The organism is Stenotrophomonas sp. MMGLT7 (assembly GCF_021168555.1).
Classification (GTDB): Bacteria; Pseudomonadota; Gammaproteobacteria; order Xanthomonadales; family Xanthomonadaceae; genus MMGLT7.
Genome location: NZ_JAJOZS010000003.1, coordinates 51,012 through 66,366 on the forward strand (window position 1 = coordinate 51,012; position 15,355 = coordinate 66,366).

Here is a 15,355-nt window from a genome sequence, read left to right on the forward strand (position 1 = left end):
TGGGAATTCGGGATTCGTGGGCCCCGCTCTTGCCAATCCCGAATCCCCGCCTCAAAGCACATACACGAACAGGAACAGCGCCAGCCACACCACGTCGACGAAGTGCCAGTACCAGGCCGCCGCCTCGAAGGCGAAATGGTTGTCGCGGGTGAAGTGCCCCTTGGCCGCGCGCGCCCACATCACCGCCAGCATGATCGTGCCCAGCAGCACGTGCGCGCCGTGGAAGCCGGTGAGCATGAAGAAGGTGGAGCCGTAGATGCCCGAGCCCAGGGTCAGGTTGAGCTCGCGGTAGGCGTGCAGGTACTCCTCGCCCTGCAGCAGCAGGAACGCCACGCCCAGCACCACGGTGACCGCCAGCCATGCCAGCAGCGCGCCGCGGCGCCCGGCCTTGAGCGCGTGGTGGGCGATGGTGAGGGTGACGCCGGAGCTGAGCAGGATCAGCGTGTTGAACAGCGGCAGCCCCCACGCCGGGATGGTCTGGAACGGGCCGCCGATGGCGCCGGGCCCGTTGGTCGGCCAGGCCGCCGAGTAGCCCTGCCACAGCAGCTCGTTGGTCATCGCGCCGTCGCCGGCGCCGCCCAGCCACGGCAGGCCGAGGGTACGGGTGTAGAACAGCGCGCCGAAGAAGGCGCCGAAGAACATCACCTCCGAGAAGATGAACCACACCATCCCCATCCGGAACGAGCCGTCCACCTGGCGGTTGTAGCGCCCGGCCACCGACTCGCGCACGACGTCGCCGAACCACATGAACAGGGTCGCCACCAGCATCGCCACGCCGACGAGGAAGGTCCACTTGCCCCAGGCCGCGTCGTTGAGCCAGCTGGCCACGCCGACCATCGTCACCAGCATCGCGATCGAGCCGGCGAACGGCCAGCGGCTCTGGGCCGGGACGTAGTAGACGTTGGCATCGGGAGTGGGTTCGGCCATGTCGTTGCTTCCTGTGGAATTGTTCGCCGACGAGGACCACTCGCAGGCGCGGCTTGTAGGAGCGACTCGTAGGAGCGACTTCAGTCGCGATGGGCCTTACCGGCGAAGCCCGATCGCGCCTGAAGTCGCCCCTGCGGGAACAGCATTCGCCTTCGCCACCGGCAGCTCCGCGGTCAGCGCATCGTTGCGGTAGAAGGTGTAGGACAGCGTCAGCACGTGCACGTCGGCCGGCAGGTTCGGATCGACGATGAAGCGCACCGGCAGCGGCCGCTGCTCGCCCGGCTCCAGCGTCTGCGCGGTGAAGCAGAAGCACTCGGTCTTGTTGAAGTAGCCCGAGGCGCGCGCCGGCGCCACCGACGGCACCGCGCTGCCGACCACCGCGTCCGGTCCCTCGTTGCGGGCGTAGTACTCGGTCTGGTTCAGCTCGCCCGGCACCACGTCCATCGACTGCCGGGCCGGATGGAACGACCACGGCAGGCGCGAGTTCACCCCGCCGTCGAACTCCACCCGCACCGTTCGCCTGCCCGCCGCCGGCGCGGCCTGCGCGGTGCCGGCCGGCCCGCGCTCCAGGCGGATGCCGAACACCTTCTCGCAGGCGATGCGGTACAGCGGCACCAGCGAGAAGGTCAGCACGAACACCGCCACCGCCACGCCGACCAGCCGGCCGATGCCGCTGCCGCGGGCCGGGCGCGCCGGGCCGCTCATCGCCCGATCACCCCGGACAGGATGAAGCCGGCGTACACCGCCAGCGCGATCGCGCCGACGATCCACGCCGTGCGCACGGCGCGGCGCTGGCGCTGCTGCAGTTCCGTGGACGGGCGCGGCGCACGGGCCATCGTCAATGCCCCACGTCGCCGTGCGCCAGGTCGCCCGGGCGGATCACCGGCGGCACGGTGAAGGTATGCGCCGGCGCCGGCGACGGCACCGTCCACTCCAGCCCGCGCGCGTATTCCCAGGCGCGCGCGCCGGCCGGGGCGCCGCTGCGCAGCGAGGCCAGCAGGATGCCGGCCATCAGGAACGGGGTGACGAACATGCCGAACGCGCCGATCGAGCTGACCAGGTTCCAGTCGGCGAACACCACGTTGTAGTCGGGGATGCGCCGCGGCATGCCGGCCAGGCCGAGGAAATGCTGCGGGAAGAACAGCAGGTTGACGAACACCATGGTCCACCAGAAGTGGAACTGCGCCCACTTCTCGCTGTACATGCGCCCGGTCCACTTAGGCCACCAGTAGTACACCGCGGCGATCAGCCCGAACACCGCGCCGGTGACCAGCACGTAGTGGAAGTGCGCGACCACGAAGTAGGTGTCGTGGTACTGGAAGTCGGCCGGCACGATCGCCAGCATCAGCCCGGAGAAACCGCCGATGGTGAACAGGATCACGAACGCCACCGCCCACAGCATCGGCGCCTCGAAGGTCAGCGAGCCCTTCCACATGGTGCTGACCCAGTTGAACACCTTCACCCCGGTCGGCACCGAGATCAGCATGGTGGCGAACATGAAGTAGATCTCCCCGCCCAGCGGCATGCCCACGGTGAACATGTGGTGGGCCCAGACGATGAAGCTGAGGAAGGCGATCGCCGCGGTGGCGTAGACCATCGCCTGGTAGCCGAACAGCGGCTTGCGGCTGAAGGTGGGGATGATCTCGCTGACCACGCCGAACGCCGGCAGGATCATGATGTACACCTCCGGGTGGCCAAAGAACCAGAAGATGTGCTGGTACATCACCGGGTCGCCGCCGCCGGCGGCGTTGAAGAAGCTGGTGCCGAAGAACTTGTCGGTCAGCAGCATGGTCACCGCGCCGGCCAGCACCGGCATCACCGCGATCAGCAGGAACGCGGTGATCAGCCAGGCCCAGCAGAAGATCGGCATCTTCAGCAGGTCGATGCCCGGGGCGCGCATGTTGAGCACGGTGGCGATGATGTTGATCGCGCCCATGATCGAGCTGATGCCGGCGACATGGATGGCGAACACGCTGAAGGCCACGTTGTAGCCGCCCTGCAGCGACAGCGGCGGGTACAGCGTCCAGCCCGAGGCCGGCGCGCCGCCGGGCAGGAACAGCGTCAGCAGCAGCATGGTGAAGGCCACCGGCAGCAGCCAGAACGACCAGTTGTTCATCCGCGGCAGCGCCATGTCCGGGGCGCCGATCTGTAGCGGGATCATCCAGTTGGCCAGGCCGACGAAGGCCGGCATCACCCCGCCGAAGATCATCACCAGCGCGTGCACGGTGGTCATCTGGTTGAAGAACTCGGGCCTGACGAACTGCAGTCCCGGCTGCGCCAGCTCGGCACGGATGACCACGCTCATCGCCGCGCCGATCACGAACATCACGAAGGAGAACAGCAGGTACAGCGTGCCGATGTCCTTGTGGTTGGTGGAGAAGAACCAGCGCGCGAAGAAGCCCTGCGGGTGGCCGTGGTGATCGGAATGGTCGGTGGCGGAGTAGGACATCGCGGGTGGGCCTCTTCGGATCTTGCGGTCGGGACGCGTGCGGGCGCGGAGCGCCGTCAGTCGGCCATGGCGGAGGCGGCATCGGCGCCGGCCGCCTGCGCCGGGTCGGCCGCGGCCGGCTCCGGTTGCGCCGGCGCCGGCTCGGGTTGCGGCGGCGGTGGCTTGCGCGCCGCCAGCCAGCGGCGGAACTCCTCCTTCGGCACCGCCTCGACCACGATCGGCATGAAGCCGTGGTCCTTGCCGCACAGCTCGGCGCACTGGCCGCGATAGACGCCGGGCACCTCGATGTTGGTCCAGGCCTCGTTGACGATGCCGGGGATGGCGTCCTGCTTCCAGCCCAGCGCCGGCACCCACCACGAGTGGATCACGTCGTCGGCGGTGATGACGAAGCGCACCTTGGTGTCCACCGGCAGCACCAGGCGGTTGTCCACCTCCAGCAGGTAGTGCGGATCGCTGGCCAGGGTCGGCCGCGTGCCGTCCTGGCGGATGCGGTCGGAGCGGCGGTCCAGGCGGCTGGTGAAGGCCACGTCCTCGCCCAGGTACTCGTACTTCCACATCCACTGGTAGCCGGTGACCTTGACCGTGAGCTCGGACTGGCGGGTGTCGTACATGGCGATCAGCTTGGCGGTCGCCGGCCACGCCATCGCCACCAGGATCACCACCGGCACCGCCGTCCACACGATCTCGGCGCGGGTGTTGTGGCTGAACTGCGCGGCCACCGCGCCCCTGGAGCGACGGAACTTGAAGATCGCATAGGCCATCGCGCCGAACACTATCGCGCCGATCGCCACGCACACCCACAGCGCCACCATGTGCGCCTCCCAGGCCATGCGCGCGGTGTGGGTCACGCCCTTGCCCATGTTGAGCTGCCACGGCCGGGGATCGGCCGACTGCGCCCACGCCGCCGGCATCCCCCACGCCAGTGCCGGCAGCATCGCCGCCATCCCGGTCACGCCCCGCCCTGCATGCTGCGTCATTGCCTAGACCCCTCGGTGTCGTCGGTCGCGGCCGTCGGCGGCCGCCAGCAAGCTTCTCAACGTATCCAGCAACTGGCGGCGTTCGCCCGGCCCGAGGAAGCTTCCCACCTCGACCTGGCGGCCACTGCAGCCCAGCAGCACCCGGCCCTCGCGCTCCTGCAGCCGCACCCAGTACGGATGCGCGCTGAACGCGGGGGGACGGGCGCCGTCGCGCACCACCTCGACGCGGTCCGGCCGTACCCGGATCTCCTCGCCGTGTTCGCCTTCGTACCACAGCCAGCGCAGCGCCGATGCCACCAGCACGCTGTACAGCAGCGCGAACACCGGTGCGAACACGTTGCCGGCGCTCCAGCCGAGCATGGCCACCAGCCACATCGTCCCGGCCAGCGCCAGGAACAGCCAGGCGAACTGCCGCGCCTGCAGCGCGCGCCGTGGACGCAGCCGCAACTGCGCGCCCGTTCCCTGCGGCGAATACGCAAGCACTTCGATCATCCCGGCATCCGCACTGGCGACCTGAGCCTTTGCACGGATGGTATGCCCGCCGCCAGGATGCGGCAAGCAACTGATTAATCAGGATTTTTGTTGCAGTGCACCCAAGCATCGCGCAAGCGCGGCGATGCGCCGGCGGGATCACACGACGGCGCCGCGCGCGCACCGGCGCCGGTCCCTGCGGGCCGCACAAACGACAGGCCCCGCCGGAGCGGGGCCTGTCGCAAGCGGTTGGCCGGACTGCCTCAGAACTTGTAGTTCACCGAGGCCGCCAGCACGTCGCCGACCACGTCGTAGCTGCCGGCCAGCGTGCTGCCGTAGGCCGAGGTCAGGTCGATGGTCGGATCGCTGGTGAACAGGTGGGTGTAGCCGAAGTTGTACTCGGCCCGTTCCGACGGCGTCCAGCTCATGCCCAGCGACACCCACTTGCGGCTGGCGTCGGGCACGCGCACGTCGCGATGCGCGGAGGTGGTCGGGGTCTGGTCGTAGGCCAGGCCGCCGCGCAGGGTGACCGTGTCGCTCAGGCGGTAGTCGGCGCCGATCGAGGCGAACGTGGTGTCGCGGTAGTGGAACTCCAGCGGCAGCTGCTGCCCCGAATCCAGGTCCACCAGCACGCGGTCGAACTTGCTCCACGCGGTGCGGGTGACGTCGGCCATGATCGACCACTGGTCGTTGATGCGGTGGGTGAAGCTGGCCGAGGCCGAGGCCGGCAGGGTGATCGTGGCGCGGCCCTTGGAATCGACGAACAGGCCCTGCGTGCGCAGTACCGCCAGCGCCTGGGTGCCGGCGGTGCCGTCGGCGGTGAAGCGCGCGGTGCCGTCGCTGATCTTGTGCTCGACTTCCGAGCGGTAGGTGAAGCCGATGTGGGTGTTCTCGTCGATGCTGAACAGGCTGCCCAGGGTGAAGCCCACCTCGGTGTTGTTGCCCTTGATGCGGTTGTAGCCGTCGGCGCCGCCCGGGACGAAGCCCGGCACCACGCCGTACAGGGCCGCGCCCAGGTCCATGGCGCTGGTCAGGTCCACGTCCAGGCGCTCGGCGAACACGCTGGCGCCGAACGACACGTAGGGATTGACGTCGTAGGAGAACGCCAGGCCGACATCGACCGCCTGCAGCTCGGTCTTGACGCCGTGGTAGCGGCCGACCCAGTCGCGGTCGTACTCGGTCTTGAAGCCGAACGGCACGCTCAGCGAAGCGCCCAGGTGCATGTTGTCGTTCTCGCCGAACGGCAGGTGGAAATAGGCCGCCGGGACCGGCGCGATCATGCCGGCGTCGCCGCCGTTGCCGCCGGAAATGGCCGTCCCGGTACCGGGGCCGGTCGGGCCGACGTGGTTGCCGCCCTCGCCGCGGTACTTGGCCGAGAAGCTGATCGCGCTGACATCCACCTGGAACTGGCGGCCGTCGAGCTGGCGCATGCCGGCCGGGTTGTTGACGATGATCGCGGCGTCGTCCGGCGCACTGGCCGCACCGGCGAAGGCGCGGCCCAGGCCCTTGGCACTGTTTTCCTTGAGCTGGAAGGCCGCACCGTGGGCCTGGCCGAAGGCCAGCACTGCGGCGATGCCGGTTGCGACCGCGGTGATGCGGACGAGATGGGGTGAGTTGTGCATGTGTATTGCTCTCCGGTAAGCGTTGAGTGCCTGTGGCGCGTCTGCACGCCCGCGGACCTTGGCAGGCCCACGGACATGCGCCGGAGTCCCCTCCCGACATACGACGCCGTACGCAGTATATCGGGAGGGGTTAACCGAACAATAACGACCTTGGTCGAGTACGCCCGCCAGGATTGGGCGGGCATTCAGGCGTGTGAATTCTATTCACCCCATTTGCGGCAAGCTACCCCGATGTTCGTCTCCATTCCCTCGCGCAAGCGCACCCCGCCGCGGTGGGCGACCCCGCTCATCTTCGCGGCGATGTGGCTGGCGTTCCTGTGGTCGATCAGCCAGCCGGGCGAGGCACGCAACAGCCTTTGGCTGGACTGGGGCGCCCTGTCCAGCGGCGTCGGCCATCCGCAGGACTGGATGGCGGCGCTGCGCGACGGCAGCGTATGGCGGCTGGTCACCGCGCTGTTCCTGCACGCCGACTGGTCGCACCTGCTCGGCAACCTGGTGTTCCTGCTGATCTTCGGCCTGCCGGCCGAGCGCGTGCTCGGCCCGTGGCGCTTCCTGTTGCTGTTCCTGCTCGGCGGGGCCATCTCCAACCTCGCCGCGATCGTGGCGATCGGCACCCCGGACCGGGTGATCATCGGCGCCAGCGGCGCGGTGTCGGCACTGATCGGCGCCTACCTGGCGCTGTTCCCGGGGGCGCGGCTGGGGGTGGTGCTGCCGCTGGGGCTGTTCCTGGAATTCGTGCGCGCGCCGGCGTCGCTGCTGATCGGCATCTGGGCGCTGCTGCAGGTGGTGTTCGCCTACATCGGCCCGGCATTCGGCATGGTCGCCTGGTCGGCGCATATCGCCGGCTTCCTGTTCGGCGTGGCGTACGGGCTGTACGTGCACGCCGAGATCGCGCGCAAGCTGCGCCGCCAGCAGGGCTACTGATTGTCGCGGCCCGCGTGCCCGGACCGCCGCGCCCCTATAATCGCGCCATGGAAAAACCGCTCTACAAGGTCACGTTCCTCAACCACGGCAAGGTCTACGAGCTGTACGCCCGGCGCGTCGGCAGCAGCCACCTGTGGGGCTTCAACGAGGTCGGCGACTTCGTCTTCGACGTGCACGACGGCATGGTGGTCGATCCCACCGAGGAGCGCCTGCGCGACGAATTCGGCAACACCAAGACCCTGCACCTGCCGATGCAGAGCATCGTGCGCATCGAGGAAGTGGACAAGAAGGGCCAGTCCGCGATCCGCGATGCCGCCACCGGCGAGAAGGTCGTCACGCCCTTCCCCCTTCCTTCGCGGCCACGTTGAGACCCCATGCGAATCATCATTCCAGACGACTACCAGGACGCGGTGCGCCACCTGCCCTGCTTCTCGCGGCTGCACGGGCACGACGTCCGCGTGCTGACCCACCACGCCGAAGGCGATGCACTGGCGCGGGATCTGCAGGACGCCGAGGCGCTGGTGCTGATCCGCGAGCGCACCCGCATCGACGCCGCGCTGCTGCAGCGCCTGCCCCACCTGCGCCTGATCAGCCAGACCGGCAAGGTCTCCGGCCATCTCGACCTGGCCGCCTGCAGCGGGCACGGCATCGCCGTGGCCGAGGGCAGCGGCTCGCCGCAGGCGCCGGCCGAACTGACCTGGGCGCTGGTGATGGCGGCACGCCGCCGGCTGCCCGCCTACCTGCAGTCGCTGCACCAGGGCCGCTGGCAGGACGTCGGCGACGCCCGCCTCGGGCACTGCCTGCACGGGCAGACGCTGGGCATCTGGAGCTACGGCAAGATCGGCCGCATGATCGCCGGCTACGGCCGCGCCTTCGGCATGCGGGTGCTGGTGTGGGGCGGCGAGGCGTCCTGCGCGCAGGCGCGCGCCGATGGCTACGACGTCGCCGCCAGCCGCGCCGAACTGTTCGAGCGCAGCGACGTGCTCAGCCTGCACCGTCGGCTCGCCGCCACGACCCGGCACGACATCGGCGTGCAGGACCTGGCGCGGATGAAGCCCGATGCCCTGCTGGTCAACACCAGCCGCGCCGAGCTGATCGCGCCGGGTGCCCTGCTGGCCGCGCTCGACGCCGGCCGCCCGGGCATGGCGGCGGTCGACGTGTTCGAAAGCGAGCCGCTCGTCGATGCCGACGCCCCGCTGCTGCGCCATCCCGCGGTGCTGGCGACGCCGCACCTGGGCTATGTCGAGCAGGACAGCTACGAGCTGTACTTCTCCACCGCCTTCGACAACGTGCTGGCGTTCGCCGAAGGCCGGCCGTGCAACCTGGCCAATCCGGAAGTGCTGGGGCAGCGGTCTTCGTAGCAGGCGCAGCTGCTGCGCGCCTGGTCTGTCGGCCTTGGCCGGATGCCTGGCCTCCCAGCGCGCCCGCCACTTCCCGTCTCCCGCCAATCCTGCTTGTCAGGCCGGCGCCTTGGGGCAGATGGGATTATGGAACCACGGCAAAGGCGCCCTCACCCGGCGCTGCGCGCCACCTTCCCCCGAAAAGGGGACCATGGTCCCGCACGCGGGAGAAGCGACTCGCCGCAACCTGCCGATTCCCTTCCTTGCTCGCCTCGCTTCTCCCGCGTGCGGGAGAAGGTGCCCGAAGGGCGGATGAGGGCGTTTCCCCACCTCCCATCCTTTCGCAAACAGCAAAAGAGGAAGCAACGGGGGTACCGAAAGCCAGGATCAATACTGCGTCCCTACTGCTTCGGCCTCGGCGTAGCCGCCCTGGCCTTCTCCGCCGCCGCGGTCGTGCCGGGACGCTTGAGCTCGGCCAGCGCCGCACTGATCGGGCCATCGCCCGGCAGCACGTCGCCGGCGGAATACCCTTCCGCATTCTCGTCGTCGCCATGCAGGTGGCCCGGCAGCGTGGCCTCGCTGTAGTCGGCGATGCTGGCGGGGACGTCGCCGTCCTCCTCGTCGGGCTTGAGCACGACCTCGGGCACGATGCCGCTGGCCTGGATCGACTTGCCGCTGGGGGTGAAGTAGCGCGCGGTGGTCAGCTTGACCGAGTCGCCGTTGTCCAGCGGCAGCACGGTCTGCACCGAGCCCTTGCCGAAGGTGCGGCTGCCGACGATGCGGGCGCGGCCGTTGTCGCGCAGTGCGCCGGCCAGCACCTCCGAGGCGCTGGCCGAGCCGGCGTCGACCAGCACCACCACCGGCGCGCCGGCGAGCAGGTCGCCCGGGGTGGCGTCGAACTCGGCGTCGCTGATCGCGATGCGGCCGCGGGTGCTGACGATGACGCCCTTGTCGAGCAGGTCGTCGGCCACCTGCACGGCCGCGGTCAGCAGCCCGCCGGGATTGCTGCGCAGGTCCAGCACCAGCCCGCGCAGCGTGCCGCCGGCCTGCGCCTGCAGCTTCTTCACGTTGCCCTGGAAATCGGTGCCGGTATCGGCCTGGAAAGTGCTGATGCGCACGTAGCCGTAGCCGGGCTCGAGCATGCGGCTGCGCACGCTGGCCACGCGGATGGTCTCGCGGGTCAGGGTGACGTCGAACGGCTTGTCGGTCTTTTCGCGGCTGATGGTCAGCACCACCTTGCTGCCCGGCGCGCCGCGCAGCGGCTCCATCGCCTGCACCGCGCTGATCGGCTTGCCGTCGATGGCGATGATGACGTCGCCGGCACGGATGCCGGCGCGCGCGGCCGGGGTGTCGTCGATCGGCGACACCACCTTGAGCGTGTTGTCCTGCTGCTGCAGCAGTTCCACGCCGATGCCGTCGTAGGCACCGCTGGCCTGCTCGTCGAAGGCCTGCGCGTCCTCCTTGTCGAAGTAGGTGCTGTGCGGGTCCAGGTCCAGCAGCAGGCCGCGGATGGCCGACTGCATCAGCTTCCTGTCGTCCACCGGATCGACGTAGGCCTGCTTGACCGCGTTGTAGACGGCGACGTAGCGGCGGATCTCCTCCAGCGGCACCTTGGACGAGGCCGCCTCGCTGGAATCGGGATCGTCGCTGGCCGCGGCCTGGTCGACAGCGGCTTGCGATTGCGACCAGCCGGGCAGCGGCGCGAAGGCGAGCAGCAGGAAGGCGGCGGACAGGGCTACACGCATGGGGTGCTCCGGTGGGGAAAAAGTCCGCACCTGCCGGCGCGGCCTGGCGATTATGCGCGAAGCGCCGCTAAATCCGCGTTGAACCGTGCGCGCGGCACGCCGCCGGCGCTGGCGGCGGCGGCCTCAGCGGCGCTGCAGCCACGCCGACGGATCGACCGGCTGGCCGTTGCGGCGCAGCTCGAAGTACAGCGCGGTGACGCCCTGCCCGCCGGAGTTGCCGACCTTGGCCACCGCATCGCCGCGCTTGACGCGGTCGCCGGCGTCGCGCAGCAGCGAATCGTTGTGCGCGTACAGGCTCATGTAGCCGTTGCCGTGGTCGACGATCAGGATCATGCCGTAGCCGGTCATCCAGTCCGAGAACACCACGGTACCGTCGGCCACGGCGGTGACGGTGCTGCCGGCCGGCGCACCGATCAGCACGCCGTTGGCGGTACGGCCGTCGGGCAGCTTGCCGCCGTAGCGCGCCAGCAGGTTGCCCGACAGCGGCCAGCCCAGGCCACCGACCTTCGGCGCCGGCGCGTTGGCCACCACCTTCGGCGGCGTGCGCGTGCCGCCGCGCGGGGCGCCGGACTTGGCCTGCGCGGCCTGCTCGGCGGCCGCGCGCCTGGCGGCGGCGCGGCGCTCGGCCTCGGCACGCGCGGCGGCCGCACGCAGGTTGGCGAGCAACCGCTCGAGCGAGCGCGCATCCTGGCCCAGCGCCTTCTCGCGCTCGCTGCGATCCTGGTAGCGCTGGTCGAGGTCGGCGACGGTCCTGGCGCGCTGCTGGCGGTCGCGCGCCAGCTCGTCCACCAGCGACTTCTGCTGCGCGTGCGCCTGCTGCAGCGCCTCGCGGCGCGCCACGATCTGCTCTTCCACCTCGCGCAGCTGCTGCAGGTCGCCGGTGAGCGTGTTGATCGAGCGCGCCCGTTCGCGCTGCACGTAGCGGTGGTAGGCCAGCACCCGGTTGGCGTCGGCCACCCTGTCCTGCGACAGCAGCAGCTTCAGCGGTGCGTTGTCGCCGACCGCGTAGGCCGCGCGCAGCAGCGCGGCCAGGGTCCTGCGCTGCTCGTCCAGCCCCTGCTGCAGCCGCTGCCGCCGTTCCTGCAGCTCGGCCAGCGCGCGGTTCTCGCTCTCCAGCGACTGCACGGTCTCGGCCAGCGCGCGGCTGCTGCGGGCGACCTTCTCGTCGGCCTCGCGCAGCCTGCGCGAGGCATCGCCGCGCTGGCCCTCGATGCGCCGCCGCTCCTGGACGATGCCCTTGAGCTCGCCGCGCACCTTCTGCAGCCGCTGCTCGGCCTCGCGCGGGTTCTGGGCGGATGCGCCCTGCACCAGCGCGACCTGTCCCCCGGCCAGCAGCACCAGCGCCATGCCGGTGGCCAGCATCCGCCGCCACCGGCCGGGCCGCGCGGTCGCAGGCGTCGGCGCCCGGCGGTGGAGCGGACCATGAACGGAATGGGACAAGGCGACTTCCAGTGACTTAAGACAGATGCGGATTGTAGCCAAGCATGCTGTCATTCTCGCCGGCCCATCCATCACGCATCCGCGACCGCGAGGCAAGCCATGAAACTCGCCCCTACCACCGTCCTGCTCCTGCTGTGCCTGTCCACGCCGGCGCTGGCCGCGCAGGACATCAGCAAGGTCAACGGCGGCATCACCGCCGAGGCCGGCCGCCAGTACGGCAGCCTGGATACGGTCAACGGCGGCATCAGCGTCGGCGAACGCGCCCAGGTCGGCGGGGTGGAGACCGTCAATGGCGGCATCACCCTCGCCAGCCACGCCAGCGCGCGCAGCCTGTCCACCGTCAACGGCGGCATCCGTGCCGGCCAGCAGGTCACGGTGGCCGGCGACGTGGAGACCGTCAACGGCAGCGTGTTCTTCGACCGCGGCAGCCAGGTGGCCGGCAGCATCGAGACGGTCAACGGCGGCATCGGCCTGGTCGCGACGCGGCTGGACAAGCGCATCGAGACGGTCAACGGCGACATCACCGTGGGCGTGGGCTCGCACGTGGGCGGCGGCATCCGCGTCAACAAGCCCAGCTTCAACCTGTCGATGCGGCCGGCCCGCAAGCCGCGCATCGTCATCGGCCCCAATGCCGTCGTCGACGGGCCGCTGGAGTTCCAGCGCGAGGTGGTGCTCTACGTGCACACCTCGGCCCGGATCGGCCCGGTCTCCGGCGCCACCGCGCAGTCGTTCAGCACCGACACCGCGCCGCAGGACTGATCGCCGGGCGGCCGCGCAGGGCCTGCGCATGCGGTCCGCCGGCACGATCGCGCAAGACCTGTCACCCGCTCCCGGGTAGCCCGCGTCGGGCCTGCGGGTCCAACCCAGGCGCCGTTCCCGTGCGCGTGCGGGACTGCGTCATCGCCGGGGCATGGCTGCACATCCGGGCCGTCCTGCCTGCCCCGGCCACGCGCAGGAACGGCGCGAGCTGCTCGGTTATCGACGACAGGCCCTAGAATCGGGGTTCCGCCGAACCGAGACTCCCCGATGTCCCGCAAGCTGATGCTGTGCCTGACCGTGGTGGTGGCGCTGAGCGCGTGCAAGCGCGAAGCCGCCGGTCCCGAGGTCGAATCCCCGGCGCCTGCCGCCACCCAGGCTCCCGCGGCCCCCGGCCACGCCTTCGCCGACGCCATCAACGAGGCCGACTTCGGCGAGCTGGTGAAGACGCTGTCTTCCGACGCCTTCGAGGGCCGCGGCCCCGGCACGCCCGGCGAGGACAGGACGGTGGAATACATCCGCGACCAGATGCAGCGCATCGGCCTGCAGCCCGGCAACGGCGACAGCTGGTTCCAGGACGTGCCGATGGTGGAGACCACCGCCGACGCGGCCACCGCGCCGCGGCTGGCGCTGGCCGACGGCACCAGCCGCGAGCTGGCGTTCGGCACCGACATCGTGGTCGGCACCCGCAGCGGCCAGCCCGAGGTGAAGCTGGACGGCAGCGAACTGGTGTTCGTCGGCTACGGCGTGGACGCGCCCGAGCAGAAGTGGAACGACTACGCCGGCCAGGACTGGAAGGGCAAGACGGTGGTCATGTTCGTCAACGACCCCGGCTTCCACACCCACGACGAGTCGCTGTTCGAAGGCAAGCGGATGACCTACTACGGCCGCTGGACCTACAAGTTCGAGGAAGCCGCGCGCAAGGGCGCGGCGGCCGCGCTGATCGTCCACGACACCCCCGGCGCCAGCTATGGCTGGGACGTGGTGAAGAATTCCTGGTCGGGCCCGCAGTACGACCTGCCGGCCGCCGACGACCCGGCACCGCGGCTGCCGGTGCAGGGCTGGCTGTCGGCCGACGCCGCGCGCAAGCTGTTCGCCGATGCCGGCCTGGGCCTGGACCAGGCCTACAAGGACGCCAGCCGGCGCGGCTTCAAGCCGGTGCCGCTGAAGGCGCGCTTCTCGGTCGACCTCAAGAGCAGCATCGCCGAGAAGAAGTCGCGCAACGTGGTCGGCGTGCTGCCGGGCAGCGGCCGCGCCGACGAGGCGGTGCTGTACATGGCGCACTGGGACCACCTGGGCAAGCACGAGGGCGAGCCGGGCGACAACATCTACAACGGCGCGGTGGACAACGCCACCGGCGTGGCCGGCATCCTCGAGATCGCCGGTGCCTTCGCCGCACAGGATCCCAGGCCGGAACGCTCGGTGGTGTTCCTGGCGGTGACACTGGAGGAGTCCGGCCTGCTCGGCTCGCAGTACTACGTCGCCCATCCGACCTTCCCGCTGGAGAAGATCGCCGGCGTCATCAACATCGACGCCATGTCGGTGGCCGGGCGCGCCCGCGACTTCACCGTGGTCGGTTACGGCAACTCGGAGCTGGAGGACATCCTCAAGCCGGTCGCGGCGCTGCAGGGGCGCACGCTGCATGGCGAATCGAACCCGCAGAACGGCTCCTACTTCCGCTCGGACCACTTCAACTTCGCCAAGGCCGGCGTGCCGGCGCTGTATGCCGATGGCGGCGAGGACCTGCGCGAGGGCGGCCGCGCCGCCGGCAAGCGCGCCAGCGACGACTACGCCAAGCGCTACCACTCGCCGGCCGACGAGTACGACCCGGCGCGCTGGAAGCTGGACGGCAACGTCGAGGATTTGCAGGCCCTGTACGAGGTGGGCAAGCAACTGGCCGGCGGCGACGCCTGGCCCAACTGGTACGAGGGCAATCCGTTCAAGGCCGCGCGCGACCGCATGCTGGGCAAGGACGGCGCCACGCCGGCGCAGTGATCGCCGCGATCGGCGCATCGATGGTGGGGACGACGGCGCCGCGGGGCGCCGTCGTCCCTTGCGCGGTTCGCGCCGGACCGGAACAGGAGGACGGCCGTGGCCAAGGCCGGCGAAGCGCGCGATCGTCCCGGCTGCGCTTCGCCCTACCCCGGCCAGGTCGCGGCCGGCCGATGGCGGACGCGACCTACTGCCGGTGCGGCTGCAGATGCGGCAGCAGCCGCGTCACCAGGAATTCCGCCAGCAGGTGCACGGCCGCACCGACCAGGCACCCGATCACGATCTCCAGCGCCCGCGACAGCCCCGCCTCCAGCACCGTCTCGCCGAGCATCTGGCCGCTGAGCAGGACGATGGGGCAGGTCCACATGCATACGCGCAGGCCATGGCTGGCGCGCGCGATCGCCGCGCAGATCGCCACCGACAGCATCAGCTGCATGGACAGGGAAAGCGAGAACGGCGTCGTCGCCAGGCTGACCGCCAGCGAAATCGCCACGCCCAGCAGCGTCCCGCGGATGCGGTCGTAGAGCGAGATGCGGGTCTCGTGCAGGCGTTCCTGCGACACGATCAGCGCCGAGATCGAGGCCCACACCGGGAAGGCCAGGCCGATGGCGCGCGCCGCCTCGTAGGCCAGTGCCGCGGCGATGGCGCAACGCGCCACGAATACGACGGAGCGGATGGCCTGCTCCCTGTCCGACGGTACTGCGCTCATGAC

14 protein-coding genes and 1 pseudogene are annotated in these 15,355 nt (G+C 70.2%); 5 read left to right on the plus strand and 10 right to left on the minus strand.

What is annotated here, in order from left to right:
- Positions 1–51 precede the first annotated feature (51 nt).
- The 7 genes from LRX76_RS05010 to LRX76_RS05035 form a co-directional block, all read right to left on the minus strand.
- A complete protein-coding gene (locus tag LRX76_RS05010) occupies positions 52–927 on the minus strand; it encodes a cytochrome c oxidase subunit 3 (RefSeq protein ID WP_231802742.1) in 876 nt (291 codons plus the stop codon).
- Between the two features lie 96 nt (positions 928–1,023).
- Entirely contained in the window at positions 1,024–1,632 is a 609-nt protein-coding gene (locus LRX76_RS05015; RefSeq protein WP_231802744.1) for a cytochrome c oxidase assembly protein, read from the minus strand.
- Entirely contained in the window at positions 1,629–1,763 is a 135-nt protein-coding gene (locus tag LRX76_RS18745) for a hypothetical protein (protein WP_269450731.1), read from the minus strand. The genes LRX76_RS05015 and LRX76_RS18745 overlap by 4 nt, the downstream gene beginning before the upstream one ends.
- Before the next feature lie 2 nt (positions 1,764–1,765).
- Entirely contained in the window at positions 1,766–3,376 is a 1,611-nt protein-coding gene (gene ctaD, locus LRX76_RS05020; protein ID WP_231802746.1) for a cytochrome c oxidase subunit I, read from the minus strand.
- 56 nt (positions 3,377–3,432) lie between these two features.
- The gene (coxB, locus tag LRX76_RS05025; protein WP_231802748.1) at positions 3,433–4,353 is read right to left on the minus strand and encodes a cytochrome c oxidase subunit II; all 921 of its coding nucleotides are present in this window, start codon (positions 4,351–4,353) and stop codon (positions 3,433–3,435) included.
- A 3-nt stretch (positions 4,354–4,356) separates the two neighbouring features.
- Positions 4,357–4,845, minus strand: a complete 489-nt coding sequence (locus LRX76_RS05030; protein ID WP_231802750.1) for a DUF2244 domain-containing protein — start codon at positions 4,843–4,845, stop codon at positions 4,357–4,359.
- A gap of 242 nt (positions 4,846–5,087) precedes the next feature.
- Entirely contained in the window at positions 5,088–6,446 is a 1,359-nt protein-coding gene (locus LRX76_RS05035) for an outer membrane protein transport protein (protein WP_231802752.1), read from the minus strand.
- A 231-nt stretch (positions 6,447–6,677) separates the two neighbouring features.
- Here LRX76_RS05035 and LRX76_RS05040 point away from each other — a divergent pair, with 231 nt between their 5' ends.
- Genes LRX76_RS05040 through LRX76_RS05050 form a run of 3 tightly spaced genes read left to right on the plus strand, consistent with a single transcriptional unit; the run spans position 6,678 to position 8,731 of the window.
- Entirely contained in the window at positions 6,678–7,370 is a 693-nt protein-coding gene (locus LRX76_RS05040) for a rhomboid family intramembrane serine protease (protein ID WP_231802754.1), read from the plus strand.
- Positions 7,371–7,417: 47 nt separating this feature from the next.
- Positions 7,418–7,738, plus strand: coding sequence for a DUF1820 family protein (locus tag LRX76_RS05045; protein ID WP_231802756.1), 321 nt, complete (start codon positions 7,418–7,420; stop codon positions 7,736–7,738).
- Between the two features lie 6 nt (positions 7,739–7,744).
- On the plus strand, positions 7,745–8,731 hold the full coding sequence (locus LRX76_RS05050; RefSeq protein WP_231802758.1) for a D-2-hydroxyacid dehydrogenase family protein: 987 nt from the start codon (positions 7,745–7,747) through the stop codon (positions 8,729–8,731).
- Between the two features lie 401 nt (positions 8,732–9,132).
- Here LRX76_RS05050 and LRX76_RS05055 read toward each other — a convergent pair.
- Together LRX76_RS05055 and LRX76_RS05060 are read right to left on the minus strand one after the other, a co-directional pair.
- Positions 9,133–10,455 (minus strand): annotated as a pseudogene (locus LRX76_RS05055) (S41 family peptidase); the annotation flags it as partial.
- A 123-nt stretch (positions 10,456–10,578) separates the two neighbouring features.
- Positions 10,579–11,802: a peptidoglycan DD-metalloendopeptidase family protein gene (locus LRX76_RS05060; RefSeq protein ID WP_231803353.1), complete on the minus strand. Its 1,224-nt coding sequence runs from the start codon at positions 11,800–11,802 to the stop codon at positions 10,579–10,581.
- Between the two features lie 192 nt (positions 11,803–11,994).
- On the opposite strand from LRX76_RS05060, the gene LRX76_RS05065 reads away from it, so the two are divergent.
- Positions 11,995–12,654 (plus strand): hypothetical protein, encoded by a 660-nt coding sequence (locus LRX76_RS05065; RefSeq protein WP_231802760.1) that lies wholly within the window; start codon positions 11,995–11,997, stop codon positions 12,652–12,654.
- Between the two features lie 267 nt (positions 12,655–12,921).
- A complete protein-coding gene (locus tag LRX76_RS05070) occupies positions 12,922–14,646 on the plus strand; it encodes a M28 family metallopeptidase (protein ID WP_231802762.1) in 1,725 nt (574 codons plus the stop codon).
- A 184-nt stretch (positions 14,647–14,830) separates the two neighbouring features.
- Here LRX76_RS05070 and LRX76_RS05075 read toward each other — a convergent pair whose 3' ends face one another.
- Entirely contained in the window at positions 14,831–15,352 is a 522-nt protein-coding gene (locus LRX76_RS05075) for an FUSC family protein (RefSeq protein WP_231802764.1), read from the minus strand.
- Positions 15,353–15,355: the final 3 nt, after the last annotated feature.

What these genes read in the sequence shown, in the direction of transcription:
- LRX76_RS05010 (WP_231802742.1), bottom strand. Translation starts at nt 927, where the DNA reads ATGGCCGAACCCACTCCCGATGCCAACGTCTACTACGTCCCGGCCCAG.
- LRX76_RS05040 (WP_231802754.1), top strand. Translation starts at nt 6,678, where the DNA reads ATGTTCGTCTCCATTCCCTCGCGCAAGCGCACCCCGCCGCGGTGGGCG.
- LRX76_RS05060 (WP_231803353.1), bottom strand. Translation starts at nt 11,802, where the DNA reads ATGGCGCTGGTGCTGCTGGCCGGGGGACAGGTCGCGCTGGTGCAGGGC.
- ctaD (WP_231802746.1), bottom strand. Translation starts at nt 3,376, where the DNA reads ATGTCCTACTCCGCCACCGACCATTCCGATCACCACGGCCACCCGCAG.
- LRX76_RS05070 (WP_231802762.1), top strand. Translation starts at nt 12,922, where the DNA reads ATGTCCCGCAAGCTGATGCTGTGCCTGACCGTGGTGGTGGCGCTGAGC.
- LRX76_RS05030 (WP_231802750.1), bottom strand. Translation starts at nt 4,845, where the DNA reads ATGATCGAAGTGCTTGCGTATTCGCCGCAGGGAACGGGCGCGCAGTTG.
- LRX76_RS05065 (WP_231802760.1), top strand. Translation starts at nt 11,995, where the DNA reads ATGAAACTCGCCCCTACCACCGTCCTGCTCCTGCTGTGCCTGTCCACG.
- LRX76_RS05045 (WP_231802756.1), top strand. Translation starts at nt 7,418, where the DNA reads ATGGAAAAACCGCTCTACAAGGTCACGTTCCTCAACCACGGCAAGGTC.
- LRX76_RS18745 (WP_269450731.1), bottom strand. Translation starts at nt 1,763, where the DNA reads ATGGCCCGTGCGCCGCGCCCGTCCACGGAACTGCAGCAGCGCCAGCGC.
- LRX76_RS05015 (WP_231802744.1), bottom strand. Translation starts at nt 1,632, where the DNA reads ATGAGCGGCCCGGCGCGCCCGGCCCGCGGCAGCGGCATCGGCCGGCTG.
- LRX76_RS05035 (WP_231802752.1), bottom strand. Translation starts at nt 6,446, where the DNA reads ATGCACAACTCACCCCATCTCGTCCGCATCACCGCGGTCGCAACCGGC.
- coxB (WP_231802748.1), bottom strand. Translation starts at nt 4,353, where the DNA reads ATGACGCAGCATGCAGGGCGGGGCGTGACCGGGATGGCGGCGATGCTG.
- LRX76_RS05050 (WP_231802758.1), top strand. Translation starts at nt 7,745, where the DNA reads ATGCGAATCATCATTCCAGACGACTACCAGGACGCGGTGCGCCACCTG.
- LRX76_RS05075 (WP_231802764.1), bottom strand. Translation starts at nt 15,352, where the DNA reads ATGAGCGCAGTACCGTCGGACAGGGAGCAGGCCATCCGCTCCGTCGTA.